The following is a 20,034-nucleotide window of genomic DNA, read 5'->3' on the forward strand; positions in this document are numbered from 1 at the left end:
TGATCGAGCAAGGCAGGATTGTGAGCGACGCGGACCGACACGGCGGAAGGGCGCTGCCGATGAGTGGACGGCTCGGTATCGACGATGTCTCCCCGGTGGTCTCCGCTGGTAGATATCCAGCGAAAGCCGTTGTGGGAGAACACGTTCCGGTCCAGGCGACGGTCTGGCGCGAGGGGCACGACAAGCTCGCCGCGACAGTCACGTGGCGCGGACCGGACGACCGGGTCGCCCGCCAGACGAGAATGCACGAGGTCGGCATCGGCCTCGACCGGTGGGGCGCGACGATCGTGCCCGACACCGAGGGCGCGTGGACGTTCCGGATCGACGCGTGGAGTGACCCCTGGGGCACCTGGAACCACGCCGTCGAGGTGAAGATCGCGGCGGGACAGGGGCCCGGCGATCTCGCGAACGACCTCGAGATCGGCGCGCAGCTGCTCGACCGGGTGGCAAGGCGACCCGATCGGAGGCAGGAGCGAGCACTCCTCACGTCCGCGGCGGTTGCACTGCGTGACGAGGACCGGCCGCTGAACGAACGCGTCGCGCCCGCGATGGCCGACGAGGTCCAGAAGGTGATGTTCGAGCACCCCGTGCGCGAGCTGATCACCAAGGGGAAGACGCACAAGATCTGGTGCGACCGCAAGAAGGCCGCGTACGGCTCGTGGTACGAGTTCTTCCCGCGCAGCACCGGCGGGATCGACGAGACCGGGCAGGCGGTGCACGGCACGTTCGCCACGGCGGCCAAGGAGCTCGACCGGGTCGCGGCGATGGGCTTCGACGTCGTCTACTTCCCGCCGATCCACCCGATCGGGCGAGTGAACCGGAAGGGCCCCAACAACACGCTCGTCGCCGGCCCCGAGGACACCGGTTCCCCGTGGGCGATCGGCTCGGACGAGGGCGGCCACGACGCGATCCACCCGCAGCTCGGCACGATCGAGGACTTCGACGCGCTCGTCGAACGCGCGAAGGACCTCGGGCTGGAAGTGGCGCTCGACTTCGCGCTGCAGTGCGCGCCGGACCACCCGTGGGTCCTCAAGCACCCGGAGTGGTTCACCACCCGCCCGGACGGGACGATCGCGTACGCGGAGAACCCGCCCAAGAAGTACCAGGACATCTACCCGATCAACTTCGACCTCGACCCGCAGGGCCTCTACCACGAGGTGCTCCGGGTGGTCCTGCACTGGGCCGAGCACGGGGTGCGGATCTTCCGGGTCGACAACCCGCACACCAAGCCGCCGGACTTCTGGCACTGGCTGATCTGGAAGGTCAAGGAGGTCTACCCGGACACGCTGTTCCTGTCCGAGGCCTTCACCCGTCCCGCCCGGCTCTACGGCCTGGCCAAGCTCGGTTTCACCCAGTCCTACACGTACTTCACGTGGCGGACGGGCAAGCAGGAGCTGATCGAGTTCGGCGAGGACATCCGCGACCACTGGGACGAGGCGCGGCCGAACCTCTTCGTGAACACGCCGGACATCCTGCACGAGTCGCTGCAGCACGGCGGTCCCGGCATGTTCGCGCTGAGGGCGGCTCTCGCGGCGACGCTTTCGCCGTCGTGGGGCGTGTACAGCGGCTACGAGCTGTTCGAGCACGAAGCCGTGAAGCCGGGCAGCGAGGAGTACCTCAACTCCGAGAAGTACCAGCTGCGGCCACGCGACTACGCCCGTGCGCTGGCGGACGGGCGCAGTCTCGAACCGTGGCTGCGCAAGCTCAACCACATCCGCAAGGCGCATCCGGCACTTCAGCAGATGCGCACGCTGAAGTTCCAGCACACGGACAACGACGCGATGGTCGCGTACTCGAAGCGCGACCCGGAGACGGGCGACACGGTGGTGGTCGTCGTCAGCCTCGACCCGAACAACGCGCAGGAGGGGACGCTGTACCTCGACCTGCCCGCGCTCGGGTTCGACTGGCACGAGCGGGTGATCGCGCACGACGAGGTCACCGGTGAGACCTGGGACTGGGGTCAGGCCAACTACATCCGTCTCGAACCGTGGCGTGCCACCGCGCACGTCGTGAGCCTGCAGCGCCGCTTCAGCTGAACGATGAAGGGCTCCTTCATCGACCTGAGGTGGATGAAGGAGCCCTTCATCGAATGCCTCTACACCCCCGACGAGGTGGGAACATGATCGAAGAGACCCGTCCCGACGCGGCGTTGGGGCTCGAGGGAACACCGCACACCGGAGAGTCCGTCGACGCCGAGGGCTTCCTGGTCGAACCGCAGGCCGAGGACTTCAAGTCGGCCGAGCCCGCGACGGAGAACCCGAACTGGTTCAAGGGCGCCGTCTTCTACGAGGTCCTGGTCCGCGCGTTCAGCGACTCCAACGGTGACGGCACCGGCGACCTCAGAGGACTCGCCTCCCGCCTGGACTACCTGGAGTGGCTCGGCGTCGACTGCCTCTGGCTGCCGCCGTTCTACGCCTCTCCCCTGCGCGACGGCGGGTACGACATCAGCGACTTCCGCGCGGTGCTGCCGGAGTTCGGCACCGTCGAGGACTTCGTGTACCTGCTGGAGGAGGCGCACCGGCGCGGGATCCGGGTGATCACCGACCTGGTCCTCAACCACACCTCCGACGCGCACCCGTGGTTCCAGGAGTCGCGGCAGAACCCCGACGGCCCGTACGGCGACTACTACGTGTGGAGCGACGACGACTCGCGCTATGCCGACGCGCGGATCATCTTCGTCGACACGGAGACGTCGAACTGGACGTACGACCCGGTGCGCGGGCAGTTCTTCTGGCACCGCTTCTTCAGCCACCAGCCGGACCTCAACTACGAGAACCCGGACGTGCAGGAGGCGATGCTCGACGTCCTGAGGTTCTGGCTCGACCTCGGCATCGACGGGTTCCGCCTCGACGCCGTGCCGTACCTCTTCGAGGAGGAGGGCACGAACTGCGAGAACCTGCCGCGCACGCACGAGTTCCTCAAGCGCTGCCGCAAGGTCGTCGACGACGAGTACCCCGGCCGGGTGCTGCTCGCCGAGGCGAACCAGTGGCCGTCGGACGTCGTCGAGTACTTCGGTGACCCGGCCGTCGGCGGCGACGAGTGCCACATGGCGTTCCACTTCCCGCTGATGCCGCGGATCTTCATGGCCGTGCGCCGCGAGTCGCGGTTCCCGATCTCGGAGATCCTGGCGCAGACGCCGGCCATCCCCGAGAACGCCCAGTGGGGCATCTTCCTGCGCAACCACGACGAGCTGACGCTGGAGATGGTCACGGACGAGGAACGTGACTACATGTACGCGGAGTACGCCAAGGATCCGCGGATGAAGGCCAACATCGGCATCAGAAGGCGTTTGGCGCCGTTGCTGGAGAACGACCGCAACCAGCACGAGCTGTTCACCGCGCTGCTGTTGTCGTTGCCCGGTTCGCCCGTCCTCTACTACGGCGACGAGATCGGCATGGGCGACAACATCTGGCTCGCCGACCGCGACGCCGTGCGCACCCCCATGCAGTGGACGCCGGACCGCAACGCGGGCTTCTCGAGCTGCGACCCCGGCCGGATCTACCTGCCGGTGATCATGGACCCGGTGTACGGCTACCAGGGTCTGAACGTCGAGGCGCAGCTCAACAGCTCGTCGTCGTTGCTCAACTGGACCCGCCGGATGATCGAGGTGCGCAAGCAGCACCACGCGTTCGCGGAGGGCGACTTCACCGAGCTCGGCGGCTCGAACCCGAGCGTGCTGGCCTACAAGCGGTTGTGGAAGCGACCGGACGGGCGCGAGGACATCGTGCTCTGCGTGAACAACCTGTCGCGCTTCCCGCAACCCGTCGAGCTGGACCTCTCCGAGCACCGCGACTACACGCCGCTGGAGCTCACGGGAGGTGTCAAGTTCCCCTCGATCGGGGAACTCCCGTACCTGTTGACCCTTCCCGGTCACGGTTTCTACTGGTTCCAGCTGGTAGAGGCGGGCGACGACGGCGAGATGAGGTGAACCCGCGCATGATCGATCCCCACGAACTAGTCGACAAGCTGGTCGCCTCACTGCCCGATCTGCTCCCGGCCGCCAGGTGGTTCGGCGGCAAGGACCAGCCGATCACCGCCGTCCGTCCACTGAGGACGACGGTGGTGGACGGCGACCTGGTCCACGTGATCTTCGAGGTGGAGCAGCCCGGGCGGACCGAGAGCTACCAGGGCGCGCTCAGCCTGAACACCGGCGCCTGGGACGTGTTACTGGATCCCGACCACAACGGGGTCCTGCTCGACCGGATCGCGTCCGGGCACAACGCGGACGGCATCGTCTTCGCGCACGAGCCGGGCACGGAGCTGCGTTCCGGCCTGCGCGGCCGGCCGATCGGCGTCGAGCAGTCCAACACGTCGCTGATCTACGGCCAGCAGTACATCCTGAAGATCTTCCGCAAGCTCGCCCGCGGCGAGAACCGCGACCTGGTGATCCACCGGGCGTTGCGGTCCGTCGGCTGCGAGCACATCGCGCAGCCGCTCGGGTCGATCTCCACCGAGCTCGACGGCGAACCGGTCACGCTCGCGATGCTGCAGGAGTTCCTGCCGGACGCGGTCGAGGGCTGGGACATGGCCAAGACGTCCGTCCGCGACCTGATGGCCGAGGCGGACCTGCACGCGTTCGAGGTCGGCGGCGACTTCGCGGGCGAGGCCTGCCGCCTGGGTCACGCGGTGGCGCAGGTGCACGCCGACCTCGCCGAGGCACTCGGCACGCGCCTGGCCGACGAGGACGCGGTCAACCAGGCCATCGCGGGCATGCAACGGCGGCTCGACGTCGTGCTGGAGTCGGTGCCGGAGCTCGCCCGCTACGAGGACCCGCTGCGGCAGGCGTTCGAGGGGGCCCGTGCGCACATCGGGGCCATCCCGATCCAGCACATCCACGGCGACCTGCACCTGGGTCAGGTGCTGCGGACCGTGCACGGCTGGCTGCTGATCGACTTCGAGGGCGAACCCGCGGCCAGCGTCGAGGCGCGCAGCGGGCTGAAGTCGCCGTTGCGCGACGTGGCGGGGATGCTGAGGTCGTTCGACTACGCGGCACGTCAGCTGCTGATCGGTCAGCCCGACGACGACCAGCTCGCCTACCGCGCGATGGAGTGGACGAAGCGCAACCGGGCGGCGTTCTGCGACGGGTACGCCGAGGTGGCGGCCGACCCGCGGGACAACGCGCACCTGCTGCGCGCGTTCGAGCTGGACAAGGCGGTCTACGAGGTCGCCTACGAGCACGCCAACAGGCCGGAGTGGTTGACGGTTCCGCTGTCGTCGATCGCCCGGATGACCTCCGGAGGAGAGTGACCCGTGAAGGCCGACCTGGACCGGCTTCTGTCCGGTGCCCACCACGACCCGCATTCGGTGCTCGGTGTGCACACCGTCGGCGAGCAGGTGATCGCTCGGGCGCTGCGGCCCGGCGCGACGTCGGTCGCCGTGTCGTGGGGTGACAAGCAGGTCGAGCTGCCGCGCATCGCCGACGCGTTGTTCGAGGGCGAGCTGCCCGAGGCTCCCGGCGACTACCGGTTGCTGGTGTCCTACGGCGACCACACGGTCGAGGTCGACGACCCGTACCGGTGGCTGCCGACCGTCGGCGAGCTGGACCTGCACCTGATCGGCGAGGGCCGCCACGAACGGCTGTGGGACGTGCTCGGCGCGCACGTCCGTTGCTACGAAACGGTTTCCGGTGACGTCACCGGTGTCTCGTTCGCGGTGTGGGCGCCGAACGCGCGCGGCGTGCGGGTGACGGGCGACTTCGACGGCTGGGACGGGCGCGCGAACCCGTTGCGCTCCATGGGTTCCAGCGGCGTGTGGGAAGTGTTCCTGCCGAACGTCCCGGTGGGCACCCGGTACAAGTTCCGCATCCTCGGCGCGGACGGCGTGTGGCACGAGAAGGCCGACCCGATGGCGTTCGCGACGGAGACGCCGCCGCAGACCGCCTCGGTCGTGACGCGCTCCGAGTACCAGTGGGGCGACGCGGAGTGGGAGGCGCGGCGCGAGGCCACCCAGTGGGCCAACGCGCCGATGTCGATCTACGAGGTGCATCTCGGCTCCTGGAAGCCCGGTCTCGGGTACCGGGAGCTCGCGACCGAGCTCGCCGACTACTGCGAGGACATGGGCTTCACGCACCTGGAGCTGCTGCCGGTCGCCGAGCACCCGTTCGGCGGCTCGTGGGGCTACCAGGTCACCTCGTACTACGCGCCGACCTCGCGGTTCGGCTCGCCGGACGACTTCCGGTACTTCGTGGACACGCTGCACCAGCGCGGCATCGGCGTGCTCGTCGACTGGGTGCCCGCGCACTTCCCGAAGGACGCCTGGGCGCTCGCGAAGTTCGACGGCACGGCGCTGTACGAGCACGCCGACCCGCGCCGCGGCGAGCAGCTCGACTGGGGCACGTACGTCTTCGACTTCGGGCGCAACGAGGTCCGGAACTTCCTCGTGGCAAACGCGCTGTACTGGATCGAGGAGTTCCACCTCGACGGTCTGCGCGTGGACGCCGTCGCGTCGATGCTCTACCTCGACTACTCACGGCCAGAGGGCCAGTGGCTGCCCAACGAGTTCGGCGGCCGGGAGAACCTCGACGCGGTGCGGTTCCTGCAGGAGCTGAACGCGACCGTGTACCGCCGTCACCCCGGTGTCGTCATGATCGCCGAGGAGTCCACGGCGTGGCCGGGCGTCACGCGGCCGACGCACCTGGGCGGGCTCGGGTTCGGGTTCAAGTGGAACATGGGCTGGATGCACGACACGCTGCACTACCTGTCGCGTGAGCCGATCCACCGGTCGTTCCACCACAACGAGATGACCTTCTCGCTGGTGTACGCGTGGAGCGAGAACTTCGTGCTGCCGCTGTCGCACGACGAGGTGGTGCACGGCAAGGGCTCGCTGTGGACGCGGATGCCGGGCGACGACTGGAACAAGGCCGCCGGGGTGCGGTCGCTGCTCGCGTTCATGTGGGCACATCCGGGCAAGCAGCTGCTGTTCATGGGCGGCGAGTTCGGGCAGCGGCAGGAGTGGTCGGAGTCGCGGTCGCTGGACTGGCACCTCGTCGAGCAGGGCGGCCTGCACCAGGGCATCCAGTCGTTGCTGCGCGACCTGAACTCGGTGTACCGGACGGCGGCGGCGTTGTTCTCGCACGACGTGACGCCCGAGGGGTTCCAGTGGATCGACGCCAACGACTCCGGCGGCAACGTGCTGTCGTTCCTGCGGATCGGTGAGGACGGCTCGATGCTCGCGTGCGTGGCCAACTTCGCCGGGATGCCGCACCACGACTACCGGGTCGGGCTGCCGTCCACCGGGCGGTGGAAGGAGCTCGTGAACACCGACGCCGTGCACTACGGCGGTTCCGGTGTCGGCAACCTCGGTGGCGTCGAGGCCGAGGCCAAGCCGTGGCACGGGCGGCCGTACTCCGCGGTGCTGCAGCTACCGCCCGCGGGCGTGCTGTGGCTGGTTCCCGAGGAGCCCGGTGTGCTCGGGGAGGCTGACTGACCTGTCCGGCAGCGCTCCGTTCCAGTAGAGCGCGCCGGACACCCTCGCGGTCGCCGGCGGGCTGCCGGTGCAGGCGCGGACGACCTGCGCCTCCAGGTCGAACGGCGGGAAGTCCGCGCACCCGGAGACGGTCAGCCGCAGGCCGGTCAGCGGCAGGTCGCCCGTGTTGGTGACGGTGACTTTCAGCTGGTCCGCCGCGTGTTCGAGGCTGATTTCGTAGGCGGAGACGCGGAGGAACACACAGTCCCAGTGGACTTCCGTCGTCGTGGTGGCGAAGAACCGGACGGTGGCGGCGTTCTGCGGCGCGATCATGCCGTAACTGTTGTACCGCTTGTCCTGTTGCGGCCAGCGAGCGTACGTGTGTCCGGTTTGGACGTTGTCGCGGTCGAGGAACCTCAGCCCGACCGCGGTCGCCGGTCCCGGCCTCGCGCTGCCCGCCCAGACGGACAGGTCGTAGACGCCCCCGGGGATCGCCTTGACGGTGGTGCCGGCGGTGCCGGGTCCGGTGATCACGCCGTGGCGCGGATCCGGCGCGATGCCCCCGGTGCAGCCCGGCAGCACCGGATCGGCCCCGGTGGGAGGGCCGAGCAGGAGCATCAGGGCGCAGAGCAATGCGCGCACGAGTGGAAAGGTAGGCCGATCGGCTGACTCCGGCTCGGTGAACCTGATCAGGCCGCCGCACGTTGGCCTCTGTATGCGCCTGAGTTCGACGAGTAGGACGCCCCTCAAGCCGACCGACAGGCACAATGGGTCCATGCGGCACCGGAGCATCGCGCTGATCCTCGCCACCGCCCTGCTCGCGGTGGGCTGCACCGCCCAGGTCCCGGGACGTCCCCGTGCCGCCAAGGTGGTGAAGAAGGAGGCGTCCACCGAGACCGTGCAGGTCCGCGGCACGGACAACGGCCCGATCGACAAGCTGGCCGCGACCGCGCTCACCGACATCGACGACTTCTGGAAGAAGACCTTCCCGCAGACGTTCAACAAGCCGTGGAAGTCGCTGACCGGCGGTTACTACTCGGTCGACACGCAGGACGCCACCGCGAAGCCGCCGCCGTGCACGCAGAAGGCCGCCGACGTGGAGGGCAACGCCTTCTACTGCCCGGCCGCCGACGCCATCGCCTGGGACCGCGCGTCGCTGCTCCCGGTGCTGCAGGACCGCTTCGGCGAGGCCGCCGTGGTCGTCGTGCTGGCCCACGAGATCGGCCACGCGGTGCAGAACCGCATGGGCATCACGCCCGAGGCCGAGCGCCGCGACCCGGACAAGTACCCGACGATCCTCACCGAGGCCCAGGCCGACTGCTTCGCCGGCTCGTTCGTGCGCAGCGTGACCGACGGCAAGTCCCAGCGCCTCGAAGTCGGCACCGACGCCCTGGACAAGGCGCTCGGCGCGCTGATCACGTTCCGCGACCCGGTCGGCACCTCTCCTGAGGACCAGCAGGCGCACGGCAGCGCGTTCGACCGCGTGGCGGCCTTCCAGGACGGCTACGAGCAGGGCGCCAAGTTCTGCGGGGCGATGTCGGTGCAGAACCGCACGTTCACCCAGCGGGCCTTCACCACCGTCACCGACCGCGCGAACGGCGGCAACCTGCCGTTCGACCAGATGCTGGAGTCGGTCACGCCCGACCTGGACGGTTACTTCAAGACCCTGGCCACCTCCGCGGGCAAGACCTGGCAGTCGCCGCGCGCCGAGGCGTCCCAGACCGAGCCGAACTGCTCGGGCGACCAGGGCCCGGTCGCCTTCTGCCCGGCGGACAAGACGATCAAGATCGACACGCAGGGTGAGCTGCCGTTGCTGCACAAGCAGCTCGGCGACTACGCGACCGGCACGCTGATCGCCACCCGCTACGCGCTGGCCGAGCTGGCCGTGCAGGGCAAGCCGACCGAGGGCGCGACCGCCTCCGCGGCGGCGTTGTGCCTGGCCGGGGCCTACACGGGTGCGGTGTTCCAGCGTCAGGGCGGGTTCGGGCTGTCGCCGGGTGACTTCGACGAGGCCGTGACCGTGCTGCTGCGGTTCGACTACGCGGCCCGTGACGCCCGCGGCCAGAACGCGGTGGACCCGGGGTTCCAGCGGGTGGCGCGGTTCCGCGAGGGCGTGTTCGAGGGCCCGAAGAAGTGCGGTCTCTGACCCGCTCCTGAACGAGCTGAAGCCCGCACAGCCTCAGGGCGTGTGCGGGCTTCAGGGCTTCGTGCGCGCCTCTCAGCGCTGTTCTGCCGACACCTGGTTGGACACGATGGAGATCTGCGCGCCCGGAATCGTGAGGTTGCCGCCCTTGAGGTCGGTGTTGCGCACCGTGACGTCGGTGAACGCGACCAGCGGCACGTTCAGCGGCGGCGGGTGGGCGGCCGTGTAGTCGACCGGGATCTTGATGCCGAGGAAGTCGAGGTTGCCCTTCAGCTGGATCGTGAACAGCTCGATCAGCGGCGGTGGTTCCTTCTCGCCCTTCAACGGCTTCAGGTTCACCGTGGAGGTGCTGCCCGCACGTGCCGCGGTGACGAGCTTGACGCCCGGCGAGACCTCGGCGGTCTGCACCAGGTCCCTGATCTTCATGTCGCTCGTCGTGAACTTCAGGACCTTGATGACCTGACCGTTCAGCAGCGAGTCGACGACCCCGACGAAGTTGAGGCCGCCGAGCTCCAGCCGTGACGCCTTGAGCGTCCACTCCCGCCCGCCACCCGCCACCGGGGCAGGGGCCGGTGGCGGGGGTGCCGGCGCCGTGGACGACTCCGTGCTCGGCGGTGGGGTCGGCACGGATGACGACGACGACACCGGCGGTGGAGTGGCACTGCTGCTCGACGCGGGCGGCGGTTCCGAACTGGTGGTGGTCGGAACCGGTGAGCTGCTCTGAGCGGGCGGCGGCTCGGTGCTCGACGGCGGTTGCAGCGCCAGGACCGCGATCATGGCGACCGCGGCCATCGGCTGTGTTCGCATCATGTGGGTTGGACCCTCTGGGTGGTCTCTGGGCCGTTCTCCGTCTTCTTCGGCTTCTTGGGCTCGTTCGTCCACGCCACCGCGAGCGCCCCACCGAGCAGGCTGAAGAGGGTGCCGAAGAGGAAGCCGCCGAGGTTGGTCACGACGAGCGCGACCAGCGACAGCAGCACCGTGACGATGCCCGACGCGAGCCGGAACTTGGGCGCCACCCACAACGCCACCGCGCACAAAGCCAGCAACACGCCGATCAGCAGCGCGGACACGCCACCGAGCGTCTGGATCGAGATGATCATGTCGCCGAACTTCAGGTTGGCGTACGGCGGGAACAGGATGATGAGCGCGCCCACGGCTACGAACAGGCCGGCCCAGAAGGGCCGGCCACGTCGCCACGCGGTGAAGCTGCGCCAGACCCTCAGAAGCACTCTTGCTGTCCCTGGCGAATGGTCAGGTTCATGCCCTTGAACCTGATGGTCTGAGCCGTGGTGGACCACGCGGTCTGCTTGAGCCCGGTGATCTTCGCCGAGTCGGCCTGCAGACCGAACGAGCCCGGCAGGCCGCGCAGGCCGTCCGGTCCCTTGGTGGTCTTGCTCGCGTCCACGCCGATGTCCGGAGCACCCAGCTCCAGGTCACCGGACAGATCGGTGAGGTTGACGACCAGGTTGTCGGCCGACATGCCGCCGACGCCGTCCGCGGTGATGCGCATCGTCACATCGCCCACGATCGGCATGTTGGCGACGAACACCGACTGACAGAACTTGTTCAGCGAGGCCGTCTTGAAGCCGCTGACCGCGACGACGTGCACCTTCCCGGCACCCGCGTCCACCCCACCGAACTGGACGAATCCCTTGCCGTCCAGGGAGTCGGCGGACACCTTGAAATCTTGGCCGGACACCGCGAACGATGCTGCCAGTGCTCCCTGGGACATGCCGAAGAGGAGGGCACCAGCACCCACGGCACCGATACCGAGCACCCCTGCGAAGCGTGCCCAGCGCGTTCTACCCATACCGCCAAACTCCTTCCACACCGAAGGCTTGCAGGGTGGGACTGTGCGCTCCGAAACATCGGTGAGACAACGAAAACGAGTCCGCACAGTCTTGAAATCACCCCAGAGGGTGAGGCGGTTTCACGTTTGGCCACTGGTCCTTGCGTCACGTGCGTGAACCGCGCTTAGTAGGGTTCGGCCTCATGGGGATCGGACGAATCGCCGTCGCGCTGGCCGCGGCCGCAGCCCTGACCGCGTGCGCATCGGTCGTCGAGGGCGCACCGAAGGGCGAGCGGCCGGACCCCAGGAAGGTCGCGGGCCTGGAGATCTCCAACGGCCCGTCGGGCCCCAAGCGGGGCGTACCGGCGGCCGACCTGAGCGTGGAGAACGGCGACGGCGGCGAGATGGACCAGCTCGCCATCAACACCCTCGCCGACGTCCAGGAGTTCTGGAAGGCCGAGATCCCCAGCTCGTTCCCCGGCAAGACGTTCGAACCGGTCAAGCGCTTCCTCTCCTACGACTCCAACGGCAAGGGCGTCGAGGTCTGCAAGCTCAACACCGCGGGGGTCGCCAACGCCTTCTACTGCGCCCTCGACGACAGCATCACGTGGGACCGCGGCGAGCTCCTCCCGATGCTGAAGGACACCTTCGGCCCCATGGCCGTCGTCACCGTGCTCGCGCACGAGATGGGCCACGCCGTCCAGTACAAGCTCGGCGCGGCCTCGAACATCGGCCCCAACACCCCGTCGATCGTCAAGGAGCAGCAGGCCGACTGCTACACCGGCGTCTTCATGCGCTGGATCGCCGAGAACAAGGCCAAGCACTTCGAGCTGTCCACCGGGGAGGGCCTGAACCAGGTCCTGCAGACGATGTTCTTCATCCGCGACTCGGCAGGCACGTCCTTCGAGAAGCAGGGCGCCCACGGCAGCGCGTTCGACCGCGTCTCCGCGTTCCAGTTCGGCTTCACCCAGGGCGCCACCCGGTGCGCCGAGATGAACGAGGCCGAGATCAACAAGCGGATCACCGAGCGCCCGTTCGACCTGTCGGACAAGGATCAGGGTCAGGGCCGCGGCAACGCGCAGGTCAACCAGGACAAGTACCTCAAGGCCCTGGAGGAGTCCCTGCGCGACGCCTACCGGTCGACCGGCGCCGCCTTCCCGGCCTTCGACCGGGAGGGCGTCAAGTCGTGCCCCGACGCCCAGACCACGTCCCCCGCGTCGTTCTGCCCCGCGACCAACCAGATCCAGCTCGACCTGCCGTCGTTGGTCAAGATCGGCACGCCCCCGAAGAAGGGCACGAAGGGCGGCATCGGCGACTTCGCGGCGTTCGCCGTGATCGCCTCCCGCTTCAGCCTGTCGATCCAGCACGCGACCGGCTTCCGCCTCGACGACGACGCCGCGGGCCAGCGCACCGCCTGCCTGACCGGCGCCTGGGCAGGCCTCACGAACCGCCCGGACCCGCCCGCGGGCCTGCGACTGTCCCCAGGAGACCTGGACGAGGCCGTGGCCGAGCTCCTGGCCGACAAAAGCCTCATCGCCGCCGACGTGAACGGCAAGGCCGTCCCGTCCGGCTTCGCCCGCGTGGAAGCCTTCGGCGACGGCTTCTTCCGCGGCTCCTCGTACTGCGTCAAGAAGTATTCGGTTTGATAATCCCATCGACGCACGTCGATACTCGCCAGGTGCTGACCGATGAAGCCGCAACCTACGCCTCGTGGTTCGCGACCCTGTCCGACCCGACGCGCGTCCGCCTGCTCCACCACGTGGCCTCGGCACCGGGCCCCGTCACCGTGGGCGAGCTGACCACGCTGCTGGGCGTGAGCCAGTCCACCTGCTCCCACCACGTCCGCAAACTGGCCGAGGTGGGCTTCGTCCACGTGCAACGCGAAGGCACCACCACCCTCGTCACCGTGAACCCGGCGTGCTGCACAGGCCTCCCCCACGCCGCGGACGCGGTGATGGGAGCGCTCACCCGCGGCTCGCTCCGCCCGGCCGCCGGCGTCTCCGTGCGCGCCATGACGGCCGCGGACTGGCCGGACGTCCGTCGCATCTACGGCGAAGGCATAGCCACGGGCAACGCCACCTTCGAAACCGAAGTCCCCTCCCGCCGAACCCTGGAGTCCAAGTGGCTCCCCGACCACCGCTGGATCGCCGAAGTGGACGGCACGATCGCCGGCTGGGCCGCCGCCACCCCGGTCTCGGCCCGCGAGTGCTACGCGGGCGTGGCCGAGACGTCCATCTACGTGGCCGACGCCTTCCAGGGCCGAGGCGTGGGCAAAACCCTGCTGCACCACCAGGTCTCGGCTGCCGACGCCGACGGCCTGTGGACCCTGCAGGCGGTGATCTTCCCGGAGAACCGGGCCAGCATCGCCCTGCACCACAAGGCGGGGTTCCGAACCGTGGGCGTGCGCGAACGAATCGCGCAGCACCACGGCGAGTGGCGCGACACCGTCCTCCTGGAACGCCGCCGCCCCTAGCCCGTCAGTACAACGCGGAAGCCAGGTTCCGCCGCGCCGCGGCCACCCGAGGATCATCCGCCGGGAACAGCTCGAACAGCCCGACCAGGTGCTGCCGAACCCGGTCCCGATCGTCCCCGTAAACCCTCCGGACGGTGTCGACCAGCCGAGCGAAAGCCTCCTCGACCTGCTGCAACGCCACCTGGGCATCAGCAGCCGCCAACTGGGCGTCGATGTCGTCCAACGCCGAGTCGGCCTTGGCGATCACCGCGGGGTCGACCGACTCGGCCCGCTCGGCGAAGCGCGCCTGCGCCAGCCCTTCCTTGGCCAGCTCGTTGGCGGGCTCGACGGCGAGGATCTGCGAGTAGAACTCCTGAGCGGCCGCGTAGTCCCCGCGCTCGAAGGCCTCCTCGGCCGCGACGATGCGCGGGTCCTCGACGACCTCCTCCTCAACGGGAGCACCGGCCCGGGCCTCCCCGGCCCGAATCCCCGGCAGGCGGTCTCGCAGCGCGTCCAGCAACCGCGCGATCCACGCCGACAGCTCGGCGTCCGCGATCGGGCCCGCGAAGGCGTCGATGGGCTGACCTGCGGCGACGGCCACGGTCGTCGGCACGGACTGCACGCCGAACGCCTGACCGATGCGCGGGGCCTGTTCCAGGTCGACGCGCGCGAGGATCCACGCGCCGCCGGAAGAGGTGGCCAGTCGGGTGAGGGACGCCGACAGCTGCTGCGACTCCGGGCTGTAGGAGGCGCCGAGCAGCACCACCACCGGCACCTGGAGGGACTGTTCGACCACGGCCTGGAACGAGGCTTCGGTGACGTCCACGATCCACGGCGCGGACCCGTTGTCGGCACCCGGAGCGGCGGCGGGGGCGGCGGCGGCCTGGCGGGCGGCGTCGGCTCGGGCCTTCAGGGCGCCGAGGTCTACGGCGCCGGAGAGAGCGGCGGACAGTGCGGCGGTCTTGCGAGGATCAGGCCTTGTCACGTGTTCCATCCTGGCACGGCTAGTTCCCGGACCGGGTCCAGGGCCATCGGGTTGACGCGCATCGCCTCGTTGGCCGAAGCGATGCGTAGTGCGAGCGGTGTCATCAGGTCGATGAACCGCGACGTACGAGCGGCGCCCAACGCCTCCCACGGGGCTATGGCGGCGGCGTCGGTTGCGCGTTCCACCGCGGCCAGGTCGCCGGGCAGATCCGAGACGGCTTCCCATTCCTCGACGGTCCACCCACGCGCGGTCCGCATGTAGGCCGGGTCGAGGGAGTGTTCGCGGGCGTAGAGCGCAAGCGCTTGGCACGGGCCGATGCCATGGGCCACGAGAGCGGCCACGTGTCCGTCGCCGCGGGCCTCGCGCAAGATCGTGCAGGCGTGCCACAGCGCCAGATGCGGCTCAGCGGGCCACGGCAACGCACGGTTCGCCGCGGCCAACGGGCGCCCGGCCACGTCGACCGCCAAAGCCGCCTCGCGGGCCAACGACGCGGCCTCGGCGATCTCGGGGGTGCCGACGTCGCCCAGCATCCGGCGCAGGGCGAGATCAACGCCCTCCAACCGCACGCGCAGGAACTCGGCGGGCGACGCGACCGCCCACGCGTCGGGCAGCGCGCGCGACACCATGCGCGGGGCGAAGTTGTAGAAGACGGCCGTCACCAGCTCCGGGGACGCCGCGCCCAGGGGTGCCGCGCGCATGCCGAAGTAGCCCATCCAGCCGCCCTTGCAGCCGAGCGCGTCGGTCGCGGCGCGGGACTCGGGCGTGAAGTACGTGACGTCGTGGTAGGGCTCGAACCTCAACCACAGCTGTCTCGCGTCCACGCCGACACGCTAACCCAGCGAACGCGTGCGCACGGTGCCGCTCACCGAGCCGGCGTAGAGCGTTCGGCCATCCGGGGAGGCGGTCACGGCGTGTCGGCGAGGTGTTCCTCGATCCGTTCGACCTTCGACCGCAGCTGCCCGGTGTAGCCGGTCCGGATGTCCGCCTTGAGCACGAGCGAGACCCGCGGGGCGCTGGCCTGCACGGCTTCCGTCGCGCGCTTGACCACGTCCATCACCTCGTCCCACTCGCCCTCGATCAAGGTGAACATCGCGTTCGTCTCGTTGGGCAGGCCCGACTCCCGCACGATCCGCACGGCTTCGGCGACGGCCTCGGCCACGCTTCCCGACGAGTCCGATGCGGACGGAGCAACGCTGAACGCGACAAGCACACGTGCCTCCCTGATGATCCCTGCGCGTACTGACTGGTAGCTTCGGTGCCCATGACACCGCTGCCGTTCGATCCGATCGCCCGCGCGGCCGAGCTGTGGGACGACCGGGTGGGTCCGTCCACGTCGATGGCCGCCGTCACGAGCGTCATGCGTGTCCAGCAAATCATCCAGTCCGCCGTGGACGCAGCCCTCAAGCCGCACGGACTCACGTTCGCACGCTATGAGGCGTTGGTGCTGCTGTACTTCTCGCGCAAGGGCGCGCTGCCGATGCGGGTCATGGGCGAGCGACTGCAGCTGCACCCCACGAGCGTCACCAACATCGTCGACCGGCTGGAGCACGACGGCCTGGTCCGCCGCACCCCGCACCCGACCGACCGCCGCACCACGCTGGTCGAGATCACCGACGCGGGCCTGCAACGCCGCGAGGCCGCCACCGCCGCGGTCGTCGAGGTCAACCTGGGGCTCAAGGGCCTGACCGACCGGCAGACCGAGCAGCTCACCGACCTGCTCGCGAAGGTCCGCCGGGCGAGCGGCGACTTCGAGGACTGAAATCCGGTTGAACGCGCCGCGATGATGGTCCCATGCAGTGGGAACGGCCGGACCGGTCGATCGTCGCCCTCGTCAGCACTCCGAGCGGGTTCGCCGGCCGCACCGACGCCATCCCGGTCGAGACACCCAACTGGAACCACGTCGAACCGATCAACAGGGTTCTCCGCGACCTGCTGGGCGTCGAGACGAGCGTGCTGCGACTGGTCTCGACGGACGGCGGAGTGGTCCCGTTCGGCGGAACGGTCACCTACCACGTCGAGGCCTGCGGCGAACCCGATCGCACCCACCTGCACCCCGCGGAGGAACCCGAGCCCGACGCCGAGCACCGCCTGCCGTGGGCACGTCCCGGCGGTCCGGCAGAGCTGGTCGCGTGGGCCGACACGGTGGTCACCCGCACCGGCCCCGCGGTGCAGACGAGGACCTGGAACCTGTCGTGCGTCCACCGCCTGCCCACCACGCAGGGCCCGGTGTGGCTGAAGGCGGTGCCGCCGTTCTTCGCCGACGAGGGCAGCGTGATCGAGATGGTCGCCGCGCACGACCCGACGCTGGTGCCCGAGCTGCTGGCCTCCGCGCCGAACCGGGTGCTGCTGAGCGAGGCGGAGGGCGGGAACTGCTGGCGCCTCACGCCGGAGATGATCGAGAAGGTCATCCCGCGCTGGGTCGCCGTGCAGGACGCCCTCGCGGGAGAGCCGCGACTTCCGGCGAGCGTGGTGCCGATGCCCTCGTTCGGACTGCCGGACACGCTCACCCACGGCGACTTCCACGGCGGCAACTGGCGCGACAGCGGCGTGGTGATCGACTGGTCCGACGCCTGCTGGGGGCACCCGGCGCTGGACGCGTGCCGGCTCATGGAGTTCCACCCCGACGTGCAGGACGTGATCGGCCGGGTGTGGAGCGAGGCGTGGCGCAAGCACCGGCCGGACAGCGAGCCGCTCAAGGCACTCGAGGTCGCCCGCCGCGCGTCACGCCTGCACAACGCGGTGAAGTACCAGGAGTTCCTGGACAACATCGAGGAGTCCGAGCGGGTCTACCACCGCGGCGACCCCGAGGCCGAGCTCAGGGCTGTTCGGGAGCTGGTGCGGTAGCGGTCTCGTCGAGGCGGCCGGTCCGCGAGGCCCAGCGCTCGAAGATCACCGTGCCGAACGGCGGGATGCTGGAGAACAGGCCGAGCGCGAGCGTGCGCCCGTCCCACTTCAGCGGCTCCTTCGCCATCAGCGTCACGAGCACGAAGCCGAGGAAGACAACTCCGTGGATCGGGCCGAAGATCTTGACGCCGATCTCGTTCTGCACGACGACGTACTTGAAGAACATCCCGAGCAGCAGGCCCGCCCAGGAGATCGCCTCGGCGAGCGCGAAGATGCGGAACCGTCCAGCCGCGGTGGAGAACGTCATGGCTCCCCATCATGAACCGTGACGGGGAGCACACGACCACCGGGGCTGTCCTATTCCTCCCATTTGAAGACGCGCGAGGCGAGGAAGCCGACCACGAGCGTGAAACCGACCAGCACCGCGGCCGGCACCGCCAGCGCCTCGATCCCCTTGCCGCGCACCAGCACGTCGAGCATGCCGTCGTTCATGTGCCGCAACGGGAAGACCTTCGACACGGCCCTCAACCACGCGGGTGCCTGGTCGATCGGGAAGAACGTGCCGGACATGAACGCCATCGGCAGCACGACGATGTTGGCCGCGGCCGACGCCGCTTCCTCGGTCTTGGCGAACGCGCCGACCAGCATGCCGAGCGCGAAGAACGCGATGGTTCCCAGCAGCAGCAACGGAATCGCGAGCCACCACGACCCGGACAGCCGCAGCCCGAACACCGGCAGCGACGCGACCCCGACGAAGATCGCGCCCTGCAGGAGCGCAACTCCCGCACTCACCAGGATTCGGGACGACAGCACGGAAGTCGCGGACACGGGCGCCAGCCGGATCCGGCGCAGCACCTGCTTGCGCCGCCACGACACCAGCGTCAGCGCCGAACCGAACACCGCCGACACCGCCACACCCCACGACAGGATGCCGGGCGTCAGGAACTGGATCGGCTTGAGCGAGGCGTCCTCGACCTTCTCCGCCGCGAACGTGAAGCGCGGCGGCTGACCGGTCGCGGCGACGTTCGCCTTGTCCACGAACCCGTTGACGATGCCGACCACGGTCGCGGACTTGACCTGGTCGCTCTGCGCGAACCGCACGTCGAGCTGCTGGCCGCGCACGATCAGGGCCGCCGGCAGGTCGCCGTCCTTCACCTTCTGCACGGCGGCGTTCTCGTCGTTGTACGGCTCCAGCTCCAGCACGCCGCTGTCGCGCAGCGCGCTCACGATCGGACCGTCACCGACCACCGCGATCTTGGTCTTGTCGGCGCCGACGTCGCGCAGGATCAGGCCGAAGATCACCAGGAACATCAGCGGGAACAGGAAGGTGAAGAACAGCGTCACCTTGTCCCGGATGAAACCCTTGAACATCGCCAGCGAGAGCGTCTTGAACGCGGTCATGCGCGGTACTCCCGCCCGGTCAGGTTGAGGAACACGTCTTCGAGAGTGGCCGTGCGGACCTGCAGGCCGTCGAGCGCACCGCGGTCGGCGAGCGCGGACAGCACGGGGGCGGGGCGGCGCGTGGAGATCGTCAGCGACACCTCGTCCTCGTGCGCCTCCTCGACACCGTCCAGTGCGGACGCGTCCACGGCGGACAGCACGCCCTTCTGCAGCGTCACGTGGGTCGGCGCGTCGAGGCCGCGCACGAGCACCGCGGGCGGGTCGAGCGCGAGGATCCTGCCCTCGTCCATGATGGCCACGCGGTCGCAGAGGATCTCGGCCTCATCGAGGTAGTGCGTGGTGTAGACGATGGTCTTGCCGCGCTCGCGGATCGCGCGCAGCACGTCCCAGAGGTTGCGCCGCGCCTGCGGGTCCAACGCCGCGGTCGGTTCGTCGAGGAACACGATGTCCGGGTCGTGCATCAGCGCGCACGCGATCGAGAGCCGCTGCCGCTGACCGCCGGAGAGCTTGTTCTCCTGCTCGTTCGCCTTGTCGGTGAGGCCGACCAGTTCGAGCATCTCGTCGGCCCTGGCCGAGTTCACGCCGTAGAGCGAGCCGAACGTCTGCAGCTGCTCCTTCGCGGTCAGCTTGTCGAAGAACGACGACGCCTGCAGCTGCACGCCGATGCGCGGCAACAGCTTCACGTTGCGCGGCCACGGCCTCTCGCCGAGGAGCGTCACGTCGCCGCTGTCGGGTTCGCGCAGGCCCTCGATGATCTCCAGCGTGGTCGTCTTCCCGGCGCCGTTGGGCCCCAGGATGCCGAAGAACTCACCTTCGGCCACGGTGAACGAGACCCCGTCCACCGCCTTCAGCTCGCCGTAGCTCTTGCGGATGTCCCGCACCACGACCGCCGACCGTTCCTCTGTCATGGCCGAACGTTAGGTCAGCACATCTCGGATCGTGGGCCGGAACGACGAAAGTCGGTGGCAAGTCGAGACCAAGGACTGCCAGTCACCCGCGCCCGAACGCGTCGTGCC

20 protein-coding genes are annotated in these 20,034 nt (G+C 69.2%); 10 read left to right on the top strand and 10 right to left on the bottom strand.

Going from position 1 to position 20,034, the window contains the following annotated elements; translation table 11 throughout:
• The first annotated feature begins 59 nt into the window (after nt 1-59).
• The 4 genes from ABZV40_RS26230 (at nt 60) to glgB (ending at nt 7,425) form a co-directional block, all read left to right on the top strand.
• Nucleotides 60-2,036 (top strand): alpha-1,4-glucan--maltose-1-phosphate maltosyltransferase, encoded by a 1,977-nt coding sequence (locus ABZV40_RS26230; protein ID WP_355446700.1) that lies wholly within the window; start codon nt 60-62, stop codon nt 2,034-2,036.
• 83 nt (nt 2,037-2,119) lie between these two features.
• A complete protein-coding gene (treS, locus tag ABZV40_RS26235; protein WP_355446703.1) occupies nt 2,120-3,928 on the top strand; it encodes a maltose alpha-D-glucosyltransferase in 1,809 nt (602 codons plus the stop codon).
• Between the two features lie 8 nt (nt 3,929-3,936).
• Nucleotides 3,937-5,247: an aminoglycoside phosphotransferase gene (locus ABZV40_RS26240; RefSeq protein ID WP_355446706.1), complete on the top strand. Its 1,311-nt coding sequence runs from the start codon at nt 3,937-3,939 to the stop codon at nt 5,245-5,247.
• Nucleotides 5,248-5,250: 3 nt separating this feature from the next.
• Nucleotides 5,251-7,425, top strand: coding sequence for a 1,4-alpha-glucan branching protein GlgB (glgB, locus tag ABZV40_RS26245; protein ID WP_355446709.1), 2,175 nt, complete (start codon nt 5,251-5,253; stop codon nt 7,423-7,425).
• Here the strand turns inward: glgB and ABZV40_RS26250 are convergent.
• Complete coding sequence (locus ABZV40_RS26250) at nt 7,360-8,046, bottom strand: hypothetical protein (RefSeq protein ID WP_355446712.1); 687 nt, start codon at nt 8,044-8,046, stop codon at nt 7,360-7,362. The genes glgB and ABZV40_RS26250 overlap by 66 nt on opposite strands.
• 133 nt (nt 8,047-8,179) lie before the next feature.
• On the opposite strand from ABZV40_RS26250, the gene ABZV40_RS26255 reads away from it, so the two are divergent.
• On the top strand, nt 8,180-9,550 hold the full coding sequence (locus tag ABZV40_RS26255; protein ID WP_355446715.1) for a neutral zinc metallopeptidase: 1,371 nt from the start codon (nt 8,180-8,182) through the stop codon (nt 9,548-9,550).
• A gap of 72 nt (nt 9,551-9,622) precedes the next feature.
• Here the strand turns inward: ABZV40_RS26255 and ABZV40_RS26260 are convergent, their stop codons facing one another.
• On the bottom strand, nt 9,623-10,105 hold the full coding sequence (locus tag ABZV40_RS26260; protein ID WP_355446718.1) for a hypothetical protein: 483 nt from the start codon (nt 10,103-10,105) through the stop codon (nt 9,623-9,625).
• A gap of 34 nt (nt 10,106-10,139) precedes the next feature.
• Between ABZV40_RS26260 and ABZV40_RS26265 the strand changes: the two genes are divergently transcribed.
• A complete protein-coding gene (locus tag ABZV40_RS26265; RefSeq protein ID WP_355446721.1) occupies nt 10,140-10,271 on the top strand; it encodes a hypothetical protein in 132 nt (43 codons plus the stop codon).
• An 82-nt stretch (nt 10,272-10,353) separates the two neighbouring features.
• Here ABZV40_RS26265 and ABZV40_RS26270 read toward each other — a convergent pair whose 3' ends face one another.
• Nucleotides 10,354-10,776, bottom strand: coding sequence for a DUF6114 domain-containing protein (locus ABZV40_RS26270; protein ID WP_355446724.1), 423 nt, complete (start codon nt 10,774-10,776; stop codon nt 10,354-10,356).
• Nucleotides 10,767-11,225, bottom strand: a complete 459-nt coding sequence (locus ABZV40_RS26275; protein WP_355446726.1) for a DUF6230 family protein — start codon at nt 11,223-11,225, stop codon at nt 10,767-10,769. The genes ABZV40_RS26270 and ABZV40_RS26275 overlap by 10 nt, the downstream gene beginning before the upstream one ends.
• A 314-nt stretch (nt 11,226-11,539) precedes the next feature.
• Here ABZV40_RS26275 and ABZV40_RS26280 point away from each other — a divergent pair, with 314 nt between their 5' ends.
• Together ABZV40_RS26280 and ABZV40_RS26285 are read left to right on the top strand one after the other, a co-directional pair.
• On the top strand, nt 11,540-12,982 hold the full coding sequence (locus tag ABZV40_RS26280) for a neutral zinc metallopeptidase (RefSeq protein WP_355446729.1): 1,443 nt from the start codon (nt 11,540-11,542) through the stop codon (nt 12,980-12,982).
• A 32-nt stretch (nt 12,983-13,014) separates the two neighbouring features.
• Entirely contained in the window at nt 13,015-13,809 is a 795-nt protein-coding gene (locus ABZV40_RS26285) for a metalloregulator ArsR/SmtB family transcription factor (RefSeq protein ID WP_355446732.1), read from the top strand.
• 4 nt (nt 13,810-13,813) lie between these two features.
• Here the strand turns inward: ABZV40_RS26285 and ABZV40_RS26290 are convergent, their stop codons facing one another.
• The 3 genes from ABZV40_RS26290 to ABZV40_RS26300 all read right to left on the bottom strand — a co-directional run bounded on the left by ABZV40_RS26290 (nt 13,814) and on the right by ABZV40_RS26300 (nt 15,983).
• Entirely contained in the window at nt 13,814-14,782 is a 969-nt protein-coding gene (locus ABZV40_RS26290) for a tetratricopeptide repeat protein (protein WP_355446735.1), read from the bottom strand.
• A complete protein-coding gene (locus ABZV40_RS26295; RefSeq protein WP_355446738.1) occupies nt 14,770-15,594 on the bottom strand; it encodes a hypothetical protein in 825 nt (274 codons plus the stop codon). Before ABZV40_RS26295 ends, ABZV40_RS26290 begins: the two co-directional genes overlap by 13 nt.
• Before the next feature lie 83 nt (nt 15,595-15,677).
• Entirely contained in the window at nt 15,678-15,983 is a 306-nt protein-coding gene (locus ABZV40_RS26300) for an MTH1187 family thiamine-binding protein (protein WP_355446741.1), read from the bottom strand.
• Between the two features lie 51 nt (nt 15,984-16,034).
• Between ABZV40_RS26300 and ABZV40_RS26305 the strand changes: the two genes are divergently transcribed.
• Both ABZV40_RS26305 and ABZV40_RS26310 read left to right on the top strand, forming a co-directional pair.
• Nucleotides 16,035-16,532, top strand: coding sequence for a MarR family transcriptional regulator (locus ABZV40_RS26305; protein WP_355446744.1), 498 nt, complete (start codon nt 16,035-16,037; stop codon nt 16,530-16,532).
• Nucleotides 16,533-16,564: 32 nt separating this feature from the next.
• Nucleotides 16,565-17,617: a phosphotransferase gene (locus ABZV40_RS26310; RefSeq protein ID WP_355446747.1), complete on the top strand. Its 1,053-nt coding sequence runs from the start codon at nt 16,565-16,567 to the stop codon at nt 17,615-17,617.
• On the opposite strand, the gene ABZV40_RS26315 is transcribed toward ABZV40_RS26310, so the two are convergent.
• From ABZV40_RS26315 to ABZV40_RS26325, 3 genes are read right to left on the bottom strand one after another with little or no spacing between them, the layout of a single operon-like run.
• The gene (locus ABZV40_RS26315) at nt 17,589-17,924 is read right to left on the bottom strand and encodes a DUF3817 domain-containing protein (protein ID WP_355446750.1); all 336 of its coding nucleotides are present in this window, start codon (nt 17,922-17,924) and stop codon (nt 17,589-17,591) included. The genes ABZV40_RS26310 and ABZV40_RS26315 overlap by 29 nt on opposite strands.
• 50 nt (nt 17,925-17,974) lie before the next feature.
• Complete coding sequence (locus ABZV40_RS26320) at nt 17,975-19,018, bottom strand: ABC transporter permease (protein WP_355446753.1); 1,044 nt, start codon at nt 19,016-19,018, stop codon at nt 17,975-17,977.
• Nucleotides 19,015-19,926 (bottom strand): ABC transporter ATP-binding protein, encoded by a 912-nt coding sequence (locus ABZV40_RS26325; RefSeq protein ID WP_355446756.1) that lies wholly within the window; start codon nt 19,924-19,926, stop codon nt 19,015-19,017. Before ABZV40_RS26325 ends, ABZV40_RS26320 begins: the two co-directional genes overlap by 4 nt.
• Nucleotides 19,927-20,034 lie beyond the last annotated feature (108 nt).

It is taken from the genome of Lentzea sp. NPDC004782 (assembly GCF_040609115.1).
Lineage (GTDB): Bacteria > Actinomycetota > Actinomycetes > Mycobacteriales > Pseudonocardiaceae > Lentzea.

Bases quoted from the DNA above. Each gene is read 5' to 3' on its own strand.
- ABZV40_RS26310 (WP_355446747.1), top strand. From the start codon at position 16,565: ATGCAGTGGGAACGGCCGGACCGGTCGATCGTCGCCCTCGTCAGCACT.
- ABZV40_RS26255 (WP_355446715.1), top strand. From the start codon at position 8,180: ATGCGGCACCGGAGCATCGCGCTGATCCTCGCCACCGCCCTGCTCGCG.
- ABZV40_RS26320 (WP_355446753.1), bottom strand. From the start codon at position 19,018: ATGACCGCGTTCAAGACGCTCTCGCTGGCGATGTTCAAGGGTTTCATC.
- ABZV40_RS26315 (WP_355446750.1), bottom strand. From the start codon at position 17,924: ATGACGTTCTCCACCGCGGCTGGACGGTTCCGCATCTTCGCGCTCGCC.
- ABZV40_RS26325 (WP_355446756.1), bottom strand. From the start codon at position 19,926: ATGACAGAGGAACGGTCGGCGGTCGTGGTGCGGGACATCCGCAAGAGC.
- ABZV40_RS26305 (WP_355446744.1), top strand. From the start codon at position 16,035: ATGACACCGCTGCCGTTCGATCCGATCGCCCGCGCGGCCGAGCTGTGG.
- treS (WP_355446703.1), top strand. From the start codon at position 2,120: ATGATCGAAGAGACCCGTCCCGACGCGGCGTTGGGGCTCGAGGGAACA.
- ABZV40_RS26230 (WP_355446700.1), top strand. From the start codon at position 60: ATGAGTGGACGGCTCGGTATCGACGATGTCTCCCCGGTGGTCTCCGCT.
- ABZV40_RS26240 (WP_355446706.1), top strand. From the start codon at position 3,937: ATGATCGATCCCCACGAACTAGTCGACAAGCTGGTCGCCTCACTGCCC.
- ABZV40_RS26280 (WP_355446729.1), top strand. From the start codon at position 11,540: ATGGGGATCGGACGAATCGCCGTCGCGCTGGCCGCGGCCGCAGCCCTG.
- ABZV40_RS26290 (WP_355446735.1), bottom strand. From the start codon at position 14,782: ATGGAACACGTGACAAGGCCTGATCCTCGCAAGACCGCCGCACTGTCC.